11 protein-coding genes and 1 pseudogene are annotated in these 14,016 nt (G+C 70.7%); 2 read left to right on the forward strand and 10 right to left on the reverse strand.

The annotated features are described in order from the left end of the window. Positions 1–18 precede the first annotated feature (18 nt). Both ACQBJO_RS06565 and ACQBJO_RS06570 read right to left on the reverse strand, forming a co-directional pair. Positions 19–1,367: pseudogene (locus tag ACQBJO_RS06565) on the reverse strand (MFS transporter). Positions 1,368–1,420: 53 nt separating this feature from the next. After that, positions 1,421–2,752, reverse strand: a complete 1,332-nt coding sequence (locus tag ACQBJO_RS06570; RefSeq protein WP_421006721.1) for an MFS transporter — start codon at positions 2,750–2,752, stop codon at positions 1,421–1,423. Positions 2,753–3,269: 517 nt separating this feature from the next. Here ACQBJO_RS06570 and ACQBJO_RS06575 point away from each other — a divergent pair. Further along, positions 3,270–3,680 (forward strand): DUF6318 family protein, encoded by a 411-nt coding sequence (locus tag ACQBJO_RS06575; RefSeq protein WP_421006720.1) that lies wholly within the window; start codon positions 3,270–3,272, stop codon positions 3,678–3,680. A gap of 365 nt (positions 3,681–4,045) precedes the next feature. Further along, positions 4,046–4,609: a hypothetical protein gene (locus tag ACQBJO_RS06580; RefSeq protein ID WP_421006719.1), complete on the forward strand. Its 564-nt coding sequence runs from the start codon at positions 4,046–4,048 to the stop codon at positions 4,607–4,609. 71 nt (positions 4,610–4,680) lie between these two features. Here the strand turns inward: ACQBJO_RS06580 and ACQBJO_RS06585 are convergent, their stop codons facing one another. From ACQBJO_RS06585 to ACQBJO_RS06620, 8 genes are all read right to left on the reverse strand, one after another. Continuing rightward, a complete protein-coding gene (locus ACQBJO_RS06585; RefSeq protein WP_421006718.1) occupies positions 4,681–5,250 on the reverse strand; it encodes a DUF411 domain-containing protein in 570 nt (189 codons plus the stop codon). A 70-nt stretch (positions 5,251–5,320) separates the two neighbouring features. Beyond that, positions 5,321–5,932 (reverse strand): DUF305 domain-containing protein, encoded by a 612-nt coding sequence (locus ACQBJO_RS06590; protein ID WP_421006717.1) that lies wholly within the window; start codon positions 5,930–5,932, stop codon positions 5,321–5,323. An 87-nt stretch (positions 5,933–6,019) separates the two neighbouring features. Next, entirely contained in the window at positions 6,020–6,454 is a 435-nt protein-coding gene (locus ACQBJO_RS06595; RefSeq protein WP_421006716.1) for a hypothetical protein, read from the reverse strand. Between the two features lie 176 nt (positions 6,455–6,630). Next, positions 6,631–7,863, reverse strand: coding sequence for a fumarylacetoacetase (fahA, locus tag ACQBJO_RS06600; protein WP_421006715.1), 1,233 nt, complete (start codon positions 7,861–7,863; stop codon positions 6,631–6,633). Positions 7,864–7,879: 16 nt separating this feature from the next. Continuing rightward, positions 7,880–8,716, reverse strand: a complete 837-nt coding sequence (locus ACQBJO_RS06605; protein WP_421006714.1) for a hypothetical protein — start codon at positions 8,714–8,716, stop codon at positions 7,880–7,882. Next, a complete protein-coding gene (locus tag ACQBJO_RS06610) occupies positions 8,713–9,924 on the reverse strand; it encodes a homogentisate 1,2-dioxygenase (protein ID WP_421006713.1) in 1,212 nt (403 codons plus the stop codon). Before ACQBJO_RS06610 ends, ACQBJO_RS06605 begins: the two co-directional genes overlap by 4 nt. Positions 9,925–9,991: 67 nt before the next feature. Continuing rightward, positions 9,992–11,572, reverse strand: a complete 1,581-nt coding sequence (locus ACQBJO_RS06615; protein WP_421006712.1) for a GntP family permease — start codon at positions 11,570–11,572, stop codon at positions 9,992–9,994. 40 nt (positions 11,573–11,612) lie between these two features. Then, positions 11,613–13,955, reverse strand: coding sequence for a cytochrome P450/oxidoreductase (locus tag ACQBJO_RS06620; protein ID WP_421006711.1), 2,343 nt, complete (start codon positions 13,953–13,955; stop codon positions 11,613–11,615). Between the last annotated feature and the right edge of the window lie 61 nt (positions 13,956–14,016).

The raw sequence follows: 14,016 nt of genomic DNA on the forward strand, positions 1-14,016 counted from the left end.
TGTCGCGCGTATTACCAGTCACCGCTCCACGGTACGGCCCCGCAGGGCGGCTCCGGCGAGCAACCCGCCGCCGGCGATGACCACGGAACAGGCGATCATGGCGGTGCGAAATCCGGCGTCGAAGGCGGCCGGGTCCTCGACGACGCGACCGGTGAGCCCGGCCAGAGGTGGCACTGCGGCGACGCCGAGCAGGCCGCCGGCGCGGGCGACGGCGTTGTTGATGCCGGAGGCGAGGCCGGCGTGCTCGTCGGGCGCGCTCGACAGGGCCGTGGCCGTGAGCGGCGCGACCATCAGGGTCAGGCCGAGGCCGAAGACGACGACCCCCGGCAGCACGTCGAGCACGTAGTCGGTGGTCGGGCCGGTGCGCAGCAGCAGGACGATCCCGACGGCCATGATGATCGGCCCGACGCTCATCGGCAGGCGCGGCCCGATGCGCTCGCCGAGGGCGCCCGCGCGGCTCGAGCCGACCATCATGAGCAGGGTCGTGGGCAGCGCGGCGATGCCCGACGCGAGCGGCGACCAGCCGGCGACGACCTGCAGCTGCACGACGAGGAGCAGGAAGACCACGCCCATGCCGCCGTACACGAGGAAGGTCACGACGGTGACGGTCGTGAAGGTGCGCGACCGGAAGATCCCGAGCGGCAGCATCGGTGCCGCCGTGCGGCGCTCGTGGACGACGAAGGTGACCGCGGCGACGACCCCGACCACCGCGGCCACGACGGCGAAGGGGGGAAGTCCCCCTTCGCCTGCAGCGGTGAGGGCATAGGTCGTGCCGGCGAGCGCGACGACACCCAGCCCCGCGCCGATGACGTCGAGCGGGGCCTGCTGCGACCGGTCCGCCGGAGCGGGCCCCGGCAGCCGTGCGGCGATGGCCAGCGTGACGGTCGCGATCGGCAGGTTGATGAGGAAGACCCAGTGCCAAGAGGCGACGTCGACGAGCCACCCGCCGAGGAAGGGGCCGATCGCCATCGCGACACCACCCAGCCCCGCCCACAGGCCGATCGCCCGGGCACGGTCCTCGCGGACCACGGCCGACTGGAGCAGCGCGAGGCTCGCCGGGTGAGCAGCGCGCCGCCGACGCCCTGCAGGGCGCGGGCCGCGACGAACGTGCCCGTTGTCGGGGCCAGCCCGCAGGCGAGCGAGGCGAGGGTGAACCACGCCGTGCCGAGGACGAAGACGCGCATCCGCCCGAGCCGGTCACCGAGCACGCCGCCGAGGAGGATGAAGGCGGCCAGGGTGAGCGCATAGCCGGTGACGACCCACTGCAGGGTGGCGAAGGGGGCGTCGAAGGAGCGCCCGATCTGCGGCAGGGCGACGTTGACGATCGTCCCGTCGATGCCCGCCATGCCGGACCCGAGGATCGTCATCACCAGCAGCAGGCGCCCCTGCGGGGAGGCCAGGCGCACGCCGCTGGGCGCGGTCACGCGAGGCCTTCGACCTCGGGCAGGCGGCGTGAGGAGACGACGCCCAGGACGCCGAGACCCGCGAGGAAGAGCAGCGCCCAGATGACGCCGAAGCCGGCGATGGCCGAGCTGATCGCGCCGACGAGTAGCAGGACGATGCCCATCGCTGAGTTGGAGACGGCGACATAGGTCGTGCGCTGGTCACCTTCGGCCATGTCGACGACATAGGTCTTGCGCCCGACGCGCACGCCGGTGTGCAGCATCGTCACGAGGAAGTAGGCGGCGACGAAGATCGCATAGGTCACGAGGCTGTCGCCGTCGAGGTCGAGGGACGTGTCGAGCAGCACGAGCACGAGGAGCACGAGGGACGCCAGGGCGGCGCCGGTCGTCATCAGGCGCTTGCTCGAGCGGTCGGCCATGCGCCCGAAGATCCGTCCGCCGAGGAGCGCCGCCAGGCCCGAGGCGATGATGAAGCCGCCGAGGCCGGTCAGCGCCGGCGCGCCCGCCTGCACCGCGAGAGTGACGATGAAGGGCGGGCTGAGCGAGGAGACGAGCAGGAAGCTGCGGACCGTGACGAAGGAGCGGAAGGTCGCGTCCTCGCGCAGCAAGGTGAGCGTCTGCGCGAACCAGTTGTCCTGCTCCTCCTCACCCTCGCCGAGGTCGCTCTGCGGGACTTCGTCCACCGGCTCGTGCACGCTCCACCACACGACCGCCACGAGGACCCACAGCACCGAGCCGATGCCGAGGATCGCGGCCAGCGTCTGGGCGTCGAGGCCTTCGCCGAGGGCGCGGACGGCGAGGCCGAGGGTGATGGCGACGAGACCGGAGGCGGTCGTGGCGAGGCCGTTGATCTGGCCGCGCTCTCCCTTCGGCACCGTCCTGGCCTGAACGTCCTTGGAAGCGATGGACGTCAGGCACCGTCCGAGGGAGAACACCGCGAGCGCGAAGATGATCGTCAGGCCCGCGGCGAGTCCGCTGCCGATCGCGGCGGTGACGGCCATGACGGCGACGGACACGGCCTGGACGAGGGCGCCGACGAGCGTGACGAGCTTGCGCTGGCGGACCTTGATGACGAAGGGGGTGAGGAACGCCTGGGGGAGCATCGAACCGGACTCGCGGATCGGCACGAGGGCGCCGGTGAGCGCGGCCGGCACGCCGATGGCGTGGAAGAGCCACGGCAGGACCGTCGACGCGTTGACCATCTGGTCGCCGGAAGACTGCAGGGCATTGGCCCCGACGAGCCGAAGGGTGTTGCCCGGCACGTTGCGCTGCACGTCGTCGGGCAGCTGCGCCTCGGCGTCCGGGTCGCGCTTGATCAGGCGGGCATGCAGGCGCTGGGTCGTCGTCACGGCGTCAATCTAGACGGCCCCACCCACAGCGCGTCCGCGGTGGCTGAGGTGCGAGGCCGCCCGCGGCGCACCCGGTGGCTGAGGTGCGAGGCCACCCGCGGCGCACCCGGTGGCTGAGGTGCGAGGCCGCCCGCGGCGCACCCGGTGGCTGAGGTGCGAGGCCGCCCGCGGCCGAAGCCTCGAAGCCCCGCCTGTGGACAACTCGACGTGCGAACCTCGCCAATTTCTCTACTGTGGTGGACCGAGAGAGGGCCCGGTGACGGGCTCGAGGGAGGATCACGTGAGAGCTGTTCGACGACCTGCTGCCCTGCTGGCCGCCATGACCTTGGCCGTTGGGGCCCTGTCTGCATGCGGGGGAGACGACCCTGACGGGGACGGGTCCAGCACCACCACTGCCACGCCCTTGGACCCGTCGTCCTCCTCGAGCAGCAGCTCAGGGTCCGAGAGCAGCAGCTCGAGTTCGTCGTCCGGGTCCGGGTCGTCGACGTCCGCCAGCGCGAAGGGGGATGCCCCCGAGTTGCCTGCGGCCGCCAAGGAACACACTGACGACGGTGCTGTCGCGTACGCCCAGAACTATTGGGAGGCTCTGGGACGGTCTCAGGCGTCCACGGACACGAAGGAACTTCGTGGGCTTGTGTCGGGCGATTGCGTGCCCTGCCAGACCCTGATCGAGAACTTCGATGCGATGCACGCTGAGAACACGGTGGCGAGTATTAACCCGGTTTCCGTCACCGAGGCGAAACTGTCCTCGACTGCAGATGGGAAATCTGACGAGGCGGTTCGTCTCCAGATCGACAACGCCGAGCACAAGAGACTGAAAGACGGAAAATCGATCGGGGTCGTCAAGGCCTCTCAGTACAGGGCCATCGTGTACTTGTCGTGGGAGGGGTCGCGGTGGACGGTTATCGACAGTGTCGTCATCACATGAGGAACTTTGGGCTCGCTGCACTCTTGGCGGCTTCTATTATTTGCGGGTTCGCCCCGATATCCCTTGCGGGACCCGGTACCGAACTCACTGACGCCGTCGTTGAAGGTCACGCTCAGAGCAAGCGCCAAGTGGAGTCGAGCCTGGCCAAAGACGAAGCTCTCAGCAACGCTGACGATGCCAAGCACCAGGGCAAGGCAAAGAACGTCACCTTCAACGCGCCCCCCGTGATGTGGGAGACCAAGACGAGGATCTGCACGGGCGGAGGCCTTGACCCCATGTGCAGCGCCACCATCATCGACTGTCGAGACACCGGCGGCGGGAGTCCCCGGCTCATCTGGATGCGGCCCGAGGGGACTACGGAGTGGATGGGGCCTTGGCAGCGGTGCACTCCTGGCTATCCAGCGGCGCCCGACATCAACGCCCCGACGATCCCGCGCACGCCTCCGCCGCCGCCGGTCCCGACGATCACCCAGATCCGCGAGGCCTTCCTGGAGCTCCCCTTCGCCAAGCCGACGGTCTCGACCAACCCTGGTGAGGTCGACGGCAAGACGCTCAAGGACTTCAAGACCTACTACGCGGCGAGCTGGCCGGACGAGGGCTTGGCTCCCGGCGACGTGAGCAAGCCGGTCAAGCTGCTGTCGTGGACGATCGAGTTCAAGATCGCGTCGAAGGACTACCGCTACGACTTCGGTGACGGCCAGGCCTCGGGGTGGACGTCGAGCACGGGCGGTGTCTACCCGGACGGCGACGTGACGCACTCCTATCAAGAGGTGGGCACGAAGGACATCAAGGTCGACGCACGCCTCGTGGGGCAGTACCGCGTCAACGGCGGCGCCTGGCAGGACCTCGGCGCTGTCGCCGACCTTCAGGACGAGCCCGTCGCGGACATCCAGGTGGTCGGGACGCGCACTCGCCTCCAGGCCTACTGACGCACGGGCAGGCTCCCGCCACCGGCACGTGGCAGGAGCCGCCCGTCGGACACCCGGTCGCACGCCTCGATCTACGCGGAAGCCGGCGACTTGTGATCCGCTGGCGAGGAGACCTTCGCGAAGACCTGCGGATCACCATCGGCGATGAGCATGACCTCGTAGGGGTCGAAGCGATCACCTCGCTCCATCCCGGGCGTCCCGACCGGCATGGCAGGGACGCTGAGGCCGCGGGCCCCCTTCGGCCGGTTGGCGATGTACTCACGCATGTGGCGGGCAGGCACGTGGCCCACGAAGAGGTCGCCCCGACTCGTGCGGGCGAGATGGCACGACTGCAGGGCGGCCGGGATGTCGTGCCGGCTCCACACGGCATCGAGGTCGTCCGTCACCTCGGTCGTGACGGCGAAGTCGTGCTCTTCGGCGTGCTCGACCCAGCCTCCGCAGCATCCGCAGGACGGGTCCTTGTAGACGGTCATGGTCACCTGCTCGTCACGAGCAGAGTCCGTGGTGTCCGACGCGCGCCCGGTGGCGTCGCGGGGCGGGTCTGCGGCGGAGGCGGACGTCGACGGAGTGGCACCACCGCCACAGGCGGCGAGGACCCCGAGGAGGGGGAGGGCGAGCAGGGTTCGACGTGTCGTCGTCACGAGAGTCCTTCGGTGGAGTGGGGGCGGCCCGGCCGGCGATGCCGGCCGGGCCGGTGGGGAGGAGGCGAGCTCAGAGGGCCTTGCGCATCTGCTCCATCGTCGTGATCTCGGCCTTCTGGTCCTTGACGACGGTCTTGGACAGTGCCAGCGCTTCGTCGTTCTTCCCGGCCTTGAGGTGCTTCTCGGCCATGTCGACGGCGCCCTCGTGGTGCTCGATCATCTGGTCGAGGAAGAGCCGGGACGCCTGCGGTCCGTCGGCCTTCTGGAGCTCAGCGATGTCCTCCGAACTGACCATGCCGTCCATGTGGTCGCCGTCCATGGACGGGTCGGAGCCGTGGCCGCCGTGCTCCATCGGGTGACCCCAGTCCTCGAGCCAGCCCTGCATCTTCGTGATCTCGGGCCCCTGTGCCTTCTTGATCTGGCGGGCGAGGTCGGCGACGTCGGCGTCGACGTCGTCCTTCTCGAGGAGGATGTCTGACATCTCGACGGCCTGCTGGTGGTGCATCGACATGCCTTGGGCATAGGTGACGTCGGCCTGGTTGAAGTCCTCCGCGGAACTGCTCGACGAGCTCGACGTGCCGGAGCCGTGGCCGTCCGTGTGCGAGGAGCCGTCCGACGAGCAGCCGGCGAGGGCGAGGGCCGCCGCGGCGGCGAGTGCGGTGATCGGTGCGTGCTTGGGCATGGTGGATCTCTTCCTGACGAACGGAGGTGCTGGGTGATCGGGGTGCGTCGGGCGGCGCCGTGGTGTTGGGCGCCACCGCTGGGCCGGTCACGTCCGGCTGATGCACAACCTCGTCAGGAGCTCGCGCGACCTGGCCCCGGGTGGGACGTCGTCGACGGGCAGGGGGAGGGCCGTGAGCCAGGTCGGGTGCGCGTGCCAGACCGCCCGACCACGTCCGCGGAGCCTGAGCGCGAGCGACAGGAGGACGAAGAGGCACATGGCCCCCATGGCTCCCGCGTCGTCCATGGCTCCCGCGTCGTCGCACGACCCGGCCGGGCACGAGTCGACGGCCGTCGGGTGGGGCTGCTCGTGACCGGAGGCATGGGCCACCGTCTGGTCGAAGACGGCATGGTGCCCGACGGAGAACCCGTGCATCGCGATGATCCCCGCGATGACCCCGGTCGTGAGTGCGAGCAGGACGGCCGTCCACGCGGGTCCTGCCGCGCGGAGCAGCTCGCGGTGCGCTGGCCTGCTCGTGCTCACGTGACCCACCCTAGGCCAGCCGTCGGATCCTCCCGTGGCCTACCCCCACGGGGTACGAGGTGTCCGAGATCTCGGACAAAGCCTGCGCCAGGACGCTGCGCGAGCACGGGACCGAGCGTCACGATGGACACCTGCCGGAACACCGTCGTTCACCACCGGTCGGGCCGGAGCCGACCTCACCGCGCGGGCAGGATCGTCCCCACGCACTCGCCGAAGTCGATGACCGACCCGTCAGCGCCCGGCGCACGCCCTCGCAGCACGACCGTCTGGCCGTCCTCGAGGAAGCGCTGCTCGCGACCGTCGGCGAGCACGAGCGGCTCCTTGCCGCCCCACGACAGCTCCATGAAGGAGCCGCGCTGGTCGCGCTCGTCGCCCGACACGGTGCCGGAGCCGAAGAAGTCGCCGGGCCGCAGCGAGGCGCCGTTGACGCTCATGTGCGCGACCATCTGCGGCGCGGTCCAGTACATCGCCCGGTAGGGCGGGTGCGAGACGACCTCGCCGTCGAGCTCGACCTCCATCGTGATGTCGAGGGCCCATTCCTGACCCCCTTCGTCGAGGTAGTCGGCCAGGGTGTGCTCGCGCTCGGGCGGGCTTACCCGGGCCGTCTCCAGCGCATCCCACGGCACGACCCACAGCGAGATCGACGAGGCGAAGGACTTGCCGAGGTAGGGCCCGAGCGGCACGTACTCGAAGCCCTGGATGTCACGCGCGGACCAGTCGTTGAAGAGCACGACGCCGAAGAGGTGCTCCGCGGCGGCCTGCGACACCGACACCTCGCCCTCGGGTGCGGACCCGCCGATCACGAAGCCCAGCTCCGCCTCGATGTCGAGCCGGCGCGACGGACCGAAGCTCGGGGTCCCGCCTTCCTCGGGCCGCAGGCCCTTGGGCCGCCGCACGTCGGTGCCCGACGGCACGACCGTCCCGGCGCGACCGTGGTAGCCGACGGGCAGGTGCTTCCAGTTCGGCAGCAGCGGCGCCTGGTCGGGGCGGAACATCCGACCGATGTTGCTCGCGTGCTGTTCCGACGCGTAGTAGTCGACGTAGTCGGCGACGGTGAAGGGCATGTGCATCGCCACCTCGGCGACGGGCGTCGCGGCGGCGGCGACGATGCCGTCGAGCCCGTCGGTCGTCACGACCTCCTGCAGCCACGTCCGCAGCGGCTGCCAGGCGGTGTGGCCGGCGGCGAGCAGTGCGTCGAGGTTGCTCCCGGAGGCCGCGTCACCCACCTCGACGGCCAGCGCGGGGCCGCCGGCACCGGCCACGGCCGGCACGAGGTCGCGCAGCGAGATCGCCACGTCCCCGAGGCGCACGCCCAGCCGCGGGTCACCATCGGCGGGGGAGAAGGAGCCGTAGGGCAGGTTGTCGGGGCCGAAGCCCTCGGTCGAAAGTCGTTGTGCCGCAGTCGTCATGGAGTCGTACCTCTCGTCAGGTCGCGGGGAAGAGATCAAGTCGGTGCAGGCTGTCGGCGGGCTCGCCGACGCTGCACGTGCCGAAGCTGGTGAAGGAGTCGCGCCACGCCCCGTCGGACGCCGCGGCGGCCTCGCCGAGGCGCGCCGGGTCGGTCTCGGCGAGCCAGCCGGCGACGACGTCCCGGTCCTCGCCGGCGCGCGCCGCCTGCGTCGCGAGCGCGATGTTGAGGAAGCCGTGGTGGGTGAAGCCCGTCCCGGCGTTGGTGTAGCGCACCGCCTCGTGCAGCCCGGCCGTGAGCTTGAAGGGCAGCCCCGCGGACACCGCGGCGACGAGGACGTCACCGAGCTCCTGCGGGGTGGGGAAGAGGTGCGCCTCGATCCCGCCCGTCCGGTACTTCAGGCGAAGGGGGGTCCCCGCCAGCAGGTCGAGCGCCCCCTGCGAGACCTGGGCTGCCGTCAGCTCCACGTAGACCGGCAGGTCGGTCACCGCTGCGGCCTCGCGGATCTGGGCCCCCCACAGCGACCGGTCTTCGGGGGAGGTCTTGAGCTCCACGGCCACGACCTGCAGCTCGGGGGTCACCCCCTTCGCCATCTCGAGAGCCTCGCCGAGCCGGCCCGCCGGCGTGACGACGGAGACCTCGACGGGGCCACCGGAGAGGTCGAGGCCGGCCGCGACCCGACGGGCCTCCGGCAGATCCGCCAGCGACAGCACGGCCGGGCCCACGGCACCATCGAGGAGCGCCGAGCGGCGCGCGACGTGGTCGGTGACGGCCTGCGCCACCGGCGCGAGCCCGGGCGGGAAGGTCGCGGCATCGTCGAAGAACGCGATGAACTGCTCGGGCACGGCGCTCATGCGTGGCCCACCCAGCGCCCGCCGGTCCACGACCGCGCGTAGACCCCGTCGTCGACGGCCACGCCACCTTCGCCGAGGTCGAGCGGGCGGAAGGTGTCGACCATGACGGCCGTCTCGTCGAAGTACTCCGCGCCGAGCGAGGCCTCGACGGCGCCGGGCTGCGGGCCGTGCGCGTGCCCGCCGGGGTGCACCGAGATCGAGCCCTTGCCGATGCCCGAGCCCTTGCGCGCCTCGTAGTCGCCGTCGACGTAGAACATGATCTCGTCGCTGTCGACGTTGGAGTGGTAGTACGGCACCGGCACGGCGAGCTCGTGGTAGTCGACCTTGCGCGGCACGAAGTTGCAGATGACGAAGTTGTGCCCCTCGAAGACCTGGTGGACCGGCGGCGGCTGGTGCACCTTGCCCGTGATCGGCATGTAGTCGCGGATGTTGAAGACGTAGGGGTAGAGGCAGCCGTCCCAGCCGACGACGTCGAAGGGGTGCTCCGGCACCGTGTGGATCGTGCCGGCGATGCCGCTCGGTCCGCGCCCGCGGTGCTTGATGTGCACGTCGACGTCCTGCTCGTCGACGAGCAGCGGCTCGGTCGGGCCGCGCAGGTCGCGCTCGCAGTAGGGCGCGTGCTCGAGCAGCTGGCCGTAGCGGGAGAGATAGCGCTTCGGTGGGGCGATGTGGCTGCTCGCCTCGATCGCGTAGAGGCGCGCGGTCTCGCCCTCGCGCAGCACCCACCGGTGGATCGTCGCGCGCGGGATGATCGCGTAGTCGCCCTCGGCGACCTCGAGCGCGCCGAACTGCGTCTCGAGCAGCGCGGACCCGCGCTCGACGTAGACGCACTCGTCACCGATCGCGTTCTTGTAGAGCGGCGAGGTGGCGCCGACGTGGGCGTAGGAGATGCGCACGTCGCCATTGCCCAGGACGAGCCGGCGACCGGTCACGGCATCGGTGGTCGCGGCCTGCTCGTCGGTGAAGAGGTCGTGGAGCTTGAGGTGGCGGGGGAGCAGCGGCTCGTTGGGCGTGAGCGTCTGGTCGGGCAGCTCCCACGGCCGCGCCCCGACGATGCTCGACGGGATGTGGCGGTGGTAGAGCAGCGAGCTGTCGGAGCTGAAGCCCTCCTCGCCCATGAGCTCCTCGGACAGGATGCGGCCGTCGGCGTCCTTGAAGAGGGTGTGCCGCTTGCCCGGCACGGGTCCGACCTGGCGGTAGTGGGCCATGGTCACTCCTTCGTCTGCGGCGGGGTCCCCGCCTGGTGGGTGTCGTGGGGTCGGGTGCGGAGGTGGGTCAGAAGGTCCCGACCGTCAGGCCGAGCGCGGTGACGACGACCAGGCCGATGAGCGGCACGACCACGGTCACGGCGAAGATGTCCTTGTAGGACTCACGGTGCGAGAGCCCGCAGACGAGCAGGAGCGTGATGATCGCTCCGTTGTGGGGCAGTGAGTCGAAGCCCGTCGCGGCCATCGCGGTCACCCGGTGCATCAGCTCCATCGGGATCCCCTGCTCGGTCGCCATCTGCGCGAGCTGCTCGCCGAAGGTCGACAGCGTGATCGTCAGGCCACCGGACGCCGAGCCGGTGAGACCGGAGATGCCGGTCGTCGAGACCGCGGCGACGATGGCCGGGTTGTCGCTCACGCCGAAGAAGCCGTCGCGCACGGTGGCGAAGACGGCCAGCGACGCGATGACCGCGCCGTAGGCCACCTCGCTCGCGGTGTTGAAGACCGGCAGGACGGCGTTGCGGGCGCCCTCGGTGATCCCCTCGACGTAGGAGGAGGCGGAGCCCGGCCGCAGGGCGAAGACGAGCAGGATGCCCGCGAGCATCGCGACCGTCACCGACCAGATGCCGGTCACCGCGCCCAGGTCCGTGGCGCCGAACTTCTCCTCGGCGAGGTAGCTGACGTCGAGGGCGGGGAAGACGACGTAGGTGCACAGCGCGTTGACCGCGACGATGACGAGGATCGGGGCGAGCCCGACAAGGCCGGCGAGGGCGGTGGGCCGCTGGCCAGTGCCCTCGGTGGCCATGGCCACGGCGGACGAAGGGGAGGGACGCTCGGCCATCGCGACCGCGGTGCGTGCGGGGCTGGTCTGCGTGGCGCCGGCACCGTCGTGCCCGTCGGCGTCGGGCCCGTCGCCGTCGAGCACGTCCGGGTCGGCGACCCGGGCGCCGCCGGTGGGCAGCGGGGCCCCGGTGCGCTCGGCCTGCTTGATCTCCGCCTCGGTCGGGTCGGCGAAGGACTCGCCGGCCGCGGCCAGCTGACGCTGCCGACGCTCGAGCCACAGCATGCCCAGACCGAAGACGACGACCGCGCCGAGCAGGCCCAGGCCGGGCGCGGCGAAGGTGTTGGTGCCGAAGAACTTCGTCGGGATCGTGTTGTGGATCTGCGGCGAGCCGGGCAGGGCCGCGGTGGCGAAGGTGAAGATGCCCAGCGCGATCGCGGCCGGCATGAGGCGACGCGGGATGTCGGCCTGCGCGAAGAGCGAGGTGGCGATCGGGAAGATCGTGAAGACGACGACCCATGCGCTCACGCCGCCGTAGGTGAGTAGAGCGGTCGCGAGCGTCGTGACGAGGATGGCGAAGCGCGGCCCGAGGACCCCGGAGATCCAGCCGGCGATGTCGTGGGCGTAGCCGCTGACCGTCATCAGCCGACCGAAGATCGCGCCGACGAGGAAGAGCGGGAAGAAGTTGGCCATGAAGCCGCCGAGCGCCGGCATGAAGACCTGCGTGTAGCTGGCGAGCAGCGGCGCGCCCGACATGAGGACGGCGATCGACGCCGCGATGGGGGCGACGGCGATCACGGAGTGGCCGCGGTAGGCCAGCGTGATGAGCAGTGCCAGGGAGATGAAGATGCCCAGGAGTGCAATCGACATTTGGTGCCTTCGGTGTGGGTCGGTGGGTGGACGAAGGGGGTCAGAGCCCGAGGACGAGCCGGTCGCCGACTGCTCGCGAACAGCACGACATCATCCGGTCGCCGGCACGGCGTTCGGCGGTGGACAGGACGACATCGCGGTGGTCGACCGCCCCGTCGAGGACCGGCACCTCGCAGGTGCCGCACAGGCCCTCCTCGCAGTTGGACGGGATCTCCCGGCCGGCGTCCCGCAGGGTCTGCAGGAGGGTGCGGTCGTTGGCGACGACGAGGTCGGCGTCGGAGTCCTCCAGGTGCACGGTGAACTCGTGCTCCTGCTCGGGGTCGAGCGCGCCGAGCGTCGAGGAGAAGTGCTCGAAGACGACCGTGTCCTCCGGCCAGTCCTCGCTGCCGGCGGTGAGGTCGTCGATCATCCGCTGGGGGCCGCAGGCGTAGACGTGCACCCCGCCCGCGCGGCCCTCGTCGGCGAGGTCGTCCATGAGACGGCGCAGGTCGGCCCGGCCGCCCTCGGTCGAGCAGTGGACGTGCAGGCGGTCGCCGTGCTCGTCGCCGAGCTCGTGGACGAAGGCCATCCGGGAGCGCTCGCGACCGAGGTAGTGGATCTCGTAGGGGACACCGTCGCGTCGCGCCCGCGCGGCCATCGACCGGATCGGGGTGATCCCGATGCCGCCGGCGACGAAGACAAGCCGATGGGCCTGGTCCGGCAGCCGGAAGTGGTTGCGCGGACCGCGGACGGTGAGGACCTCCCCTTCGCGCACGTGGTCGTGCACCCAGGTAGAGCCGCCACGCGACTCCTCCTCGCGCAGCACGGCGATCTCGTAGCGCTCGGGACGCGGGGCGTGCGGGACGGGGCAGCCCTCCGGCGGGACCGGCGCGGGCGGAGCACCGCACAGCGAGTACTGGCGCACGATGCCGGTGTCGCCGCACTCGACGTCGATGTGCGCACCGGGGGTGAAGGCCGGCAGGGCGGTGCCGTCGGCGCTCACGAGGGTGATGTGGCGGACCCCGTCGGCCGCGTCGACCACTCGCTCGACCCGCAGCGGGCGACTGTGGTGCGCCGCCGTCGGCTCGCCGATGTTGACCTGCAGCCGAGGCTGCAGGACCGAGGGGTCGGTGCGCTCGGGGTTGGCCGCCGGGTCCCACTCGACCCACAGGTGCTCCGGCCCGCGGAAGGAGGTGTTGGGCACGTAGGTGAAGTCCTGCTCGGCCAGCCGCATGTGCGGAAGCCGGGAGGTCAGCTCCTCGAGGAAGATCTGCATCTCCATGCGGGCGAGGTTCTTGCCCAGGCACTGGTGGGCGCCGTAGCCGAAGGTCAGGTGGTCGGCTGCGTCGTCACGGTGGACGTCGACGAGCTCGGGGTCCTCGAATCGTCGCGCGTCGTGGTTGCCCGACGACGAGACCATGAGGATGCGTGCGCCCTCGGGGATCGCGACCCCGCCGACCTCGGTGGCCCTGGTCGTGATGCGCCGCCAGGCGGCCTGGGAGCCGTTGTGCCGCAGGCACTCCTCGACGGCGTTGGGGATGAGCGAGGGGTCGGCGCAGATCTGGTCCCAGATGACGCGGTGCTCGAGCAGCAGCTTGACGGCGTTGGCGATGCCGTTGGCGGTGGTCTCGTGCGCGGCGACGATGCCGGCCATCATCATCGAGTGCAGGTAGGAGTCGGTGACGACCTCGGGCTGCTCACGCTGGGCCCGGATGCCGTACTGCATCCACCCCTCGTCGTCGGGGCGCTGGCGCATCCGCTCGAGCACCCCGCCGGCGTACTGCCAGAAGTTGCCGACGGCGTGGGCGACGGCCACCTGCTCCTCGGGCTCGGGGCGCCCCCAGGTGTTGACGGTGTGCGCCACGGAGTACTCCCGCAGCTTCGGCTTGTCGTCGTCGGGCACCCCGAGGAACTCCAGTGCCACGGTGAGCGGGACCTCCCAGAACATCTCGTCGACGAGGTCGGCCCGGCCGGTGTCGACGAAGGCGTCGACGTGCTCGCGGACGAGTCGTCGGACCGCCGGCTCGTGGTGGGACAGGTGCTCGGGTGCGAAGGGAGCCATGAGCGCACGTCGTCGTTCCATGTGGGCCGGCTCGTCCTCGTTCACCAGGGTCCGGGCCATGCCGTAGTCGTAGGAGGCGAGCACCGCGTCGGCCTCGTCGCTCGTCGGCGTGATCTTCTCCAGCGCGACCGCGGGGGAGAAGGTGAGGTTGTCCCGGAAGATCGCCTTGATGTCGTCGTAGCGGGTGACGACCCAGTAGCCCAGCTGCGGTGACCAGAAGACCGGCTCCTCCTCGCGCGACCAGGCGACGTAGGCCGGCGGGTCCTGCTGGTAGCCGTCGCCGAAGGGGTCGAAGTCGGCCGCAGCAGCCGACACGGCTCCGGTGATGGGGCAGGTGGTCATGCAGGGCACTCCCTTGTGCGGACAGCGCACGTTGTGTGCGTTCAGCGCACAACCTAGAGCA

Origin of the sequence: Janibacter zhangyanbonis (genome assembly GCF_050507325.1) — a bacterium.
Classification (GTDB): Bacteria; Actinomycetota; Actinomycetes; order Actinomycetales; family Dermatophilaceae; genus Janibacter.

Coding starts and splice junctions, on each gene's coding strand:
- ACQBJO_RS06580 (WP_421006719.1), top strand. CDS start 4,046: ATGGGGCCTTGGCAGCGGTGCACTCCTGGCTATCCAGCGGCGCCCGAC.
- ACQBJO_RS06590 (WP_421006717.1), bottom strand. CDS start 5,932: ATGCCCAAGCACGCACCGATCACCGCACTCGCCGCCGCGGCGGCCCTC.
- fahA (WP_421006715.1), bottom strand. CDS start 7,863: ATGACGACTGCGGCACAACGACTTTCGACCGAGGGCTTCGGCCCCGAC.
- ACQBJO_RS06605 (WP_421006714.1), bottom strand. CDS start 8,716: ATGAGCGCCGTGCCCGAGCAGTTCATCGCGTTCTTCGACGATGCCGCG.
- ACQBJO_RS06610 (WP_421006713.1), bottom strand. CDS start 9,924: ATGGCCCACTACCGCCAGGTCGGACCCGTGCCGGGCAAGCGGCACACC.
- ACQBJO_RS06615 (WP_421006712.1), bottom strand. CDS start 11,572: ATGTCGATTGCACTCCTGGGCATCTTCATCTCCCTGGCACTGCTCATC.
- ACQBJO_RS06620 (WP_421006711.1), bottom strand. CDS start 13,955: ATGACCACCTGCCCCATCACCGGAGCCGTGTCGGCTGCTGCGGCCGAC.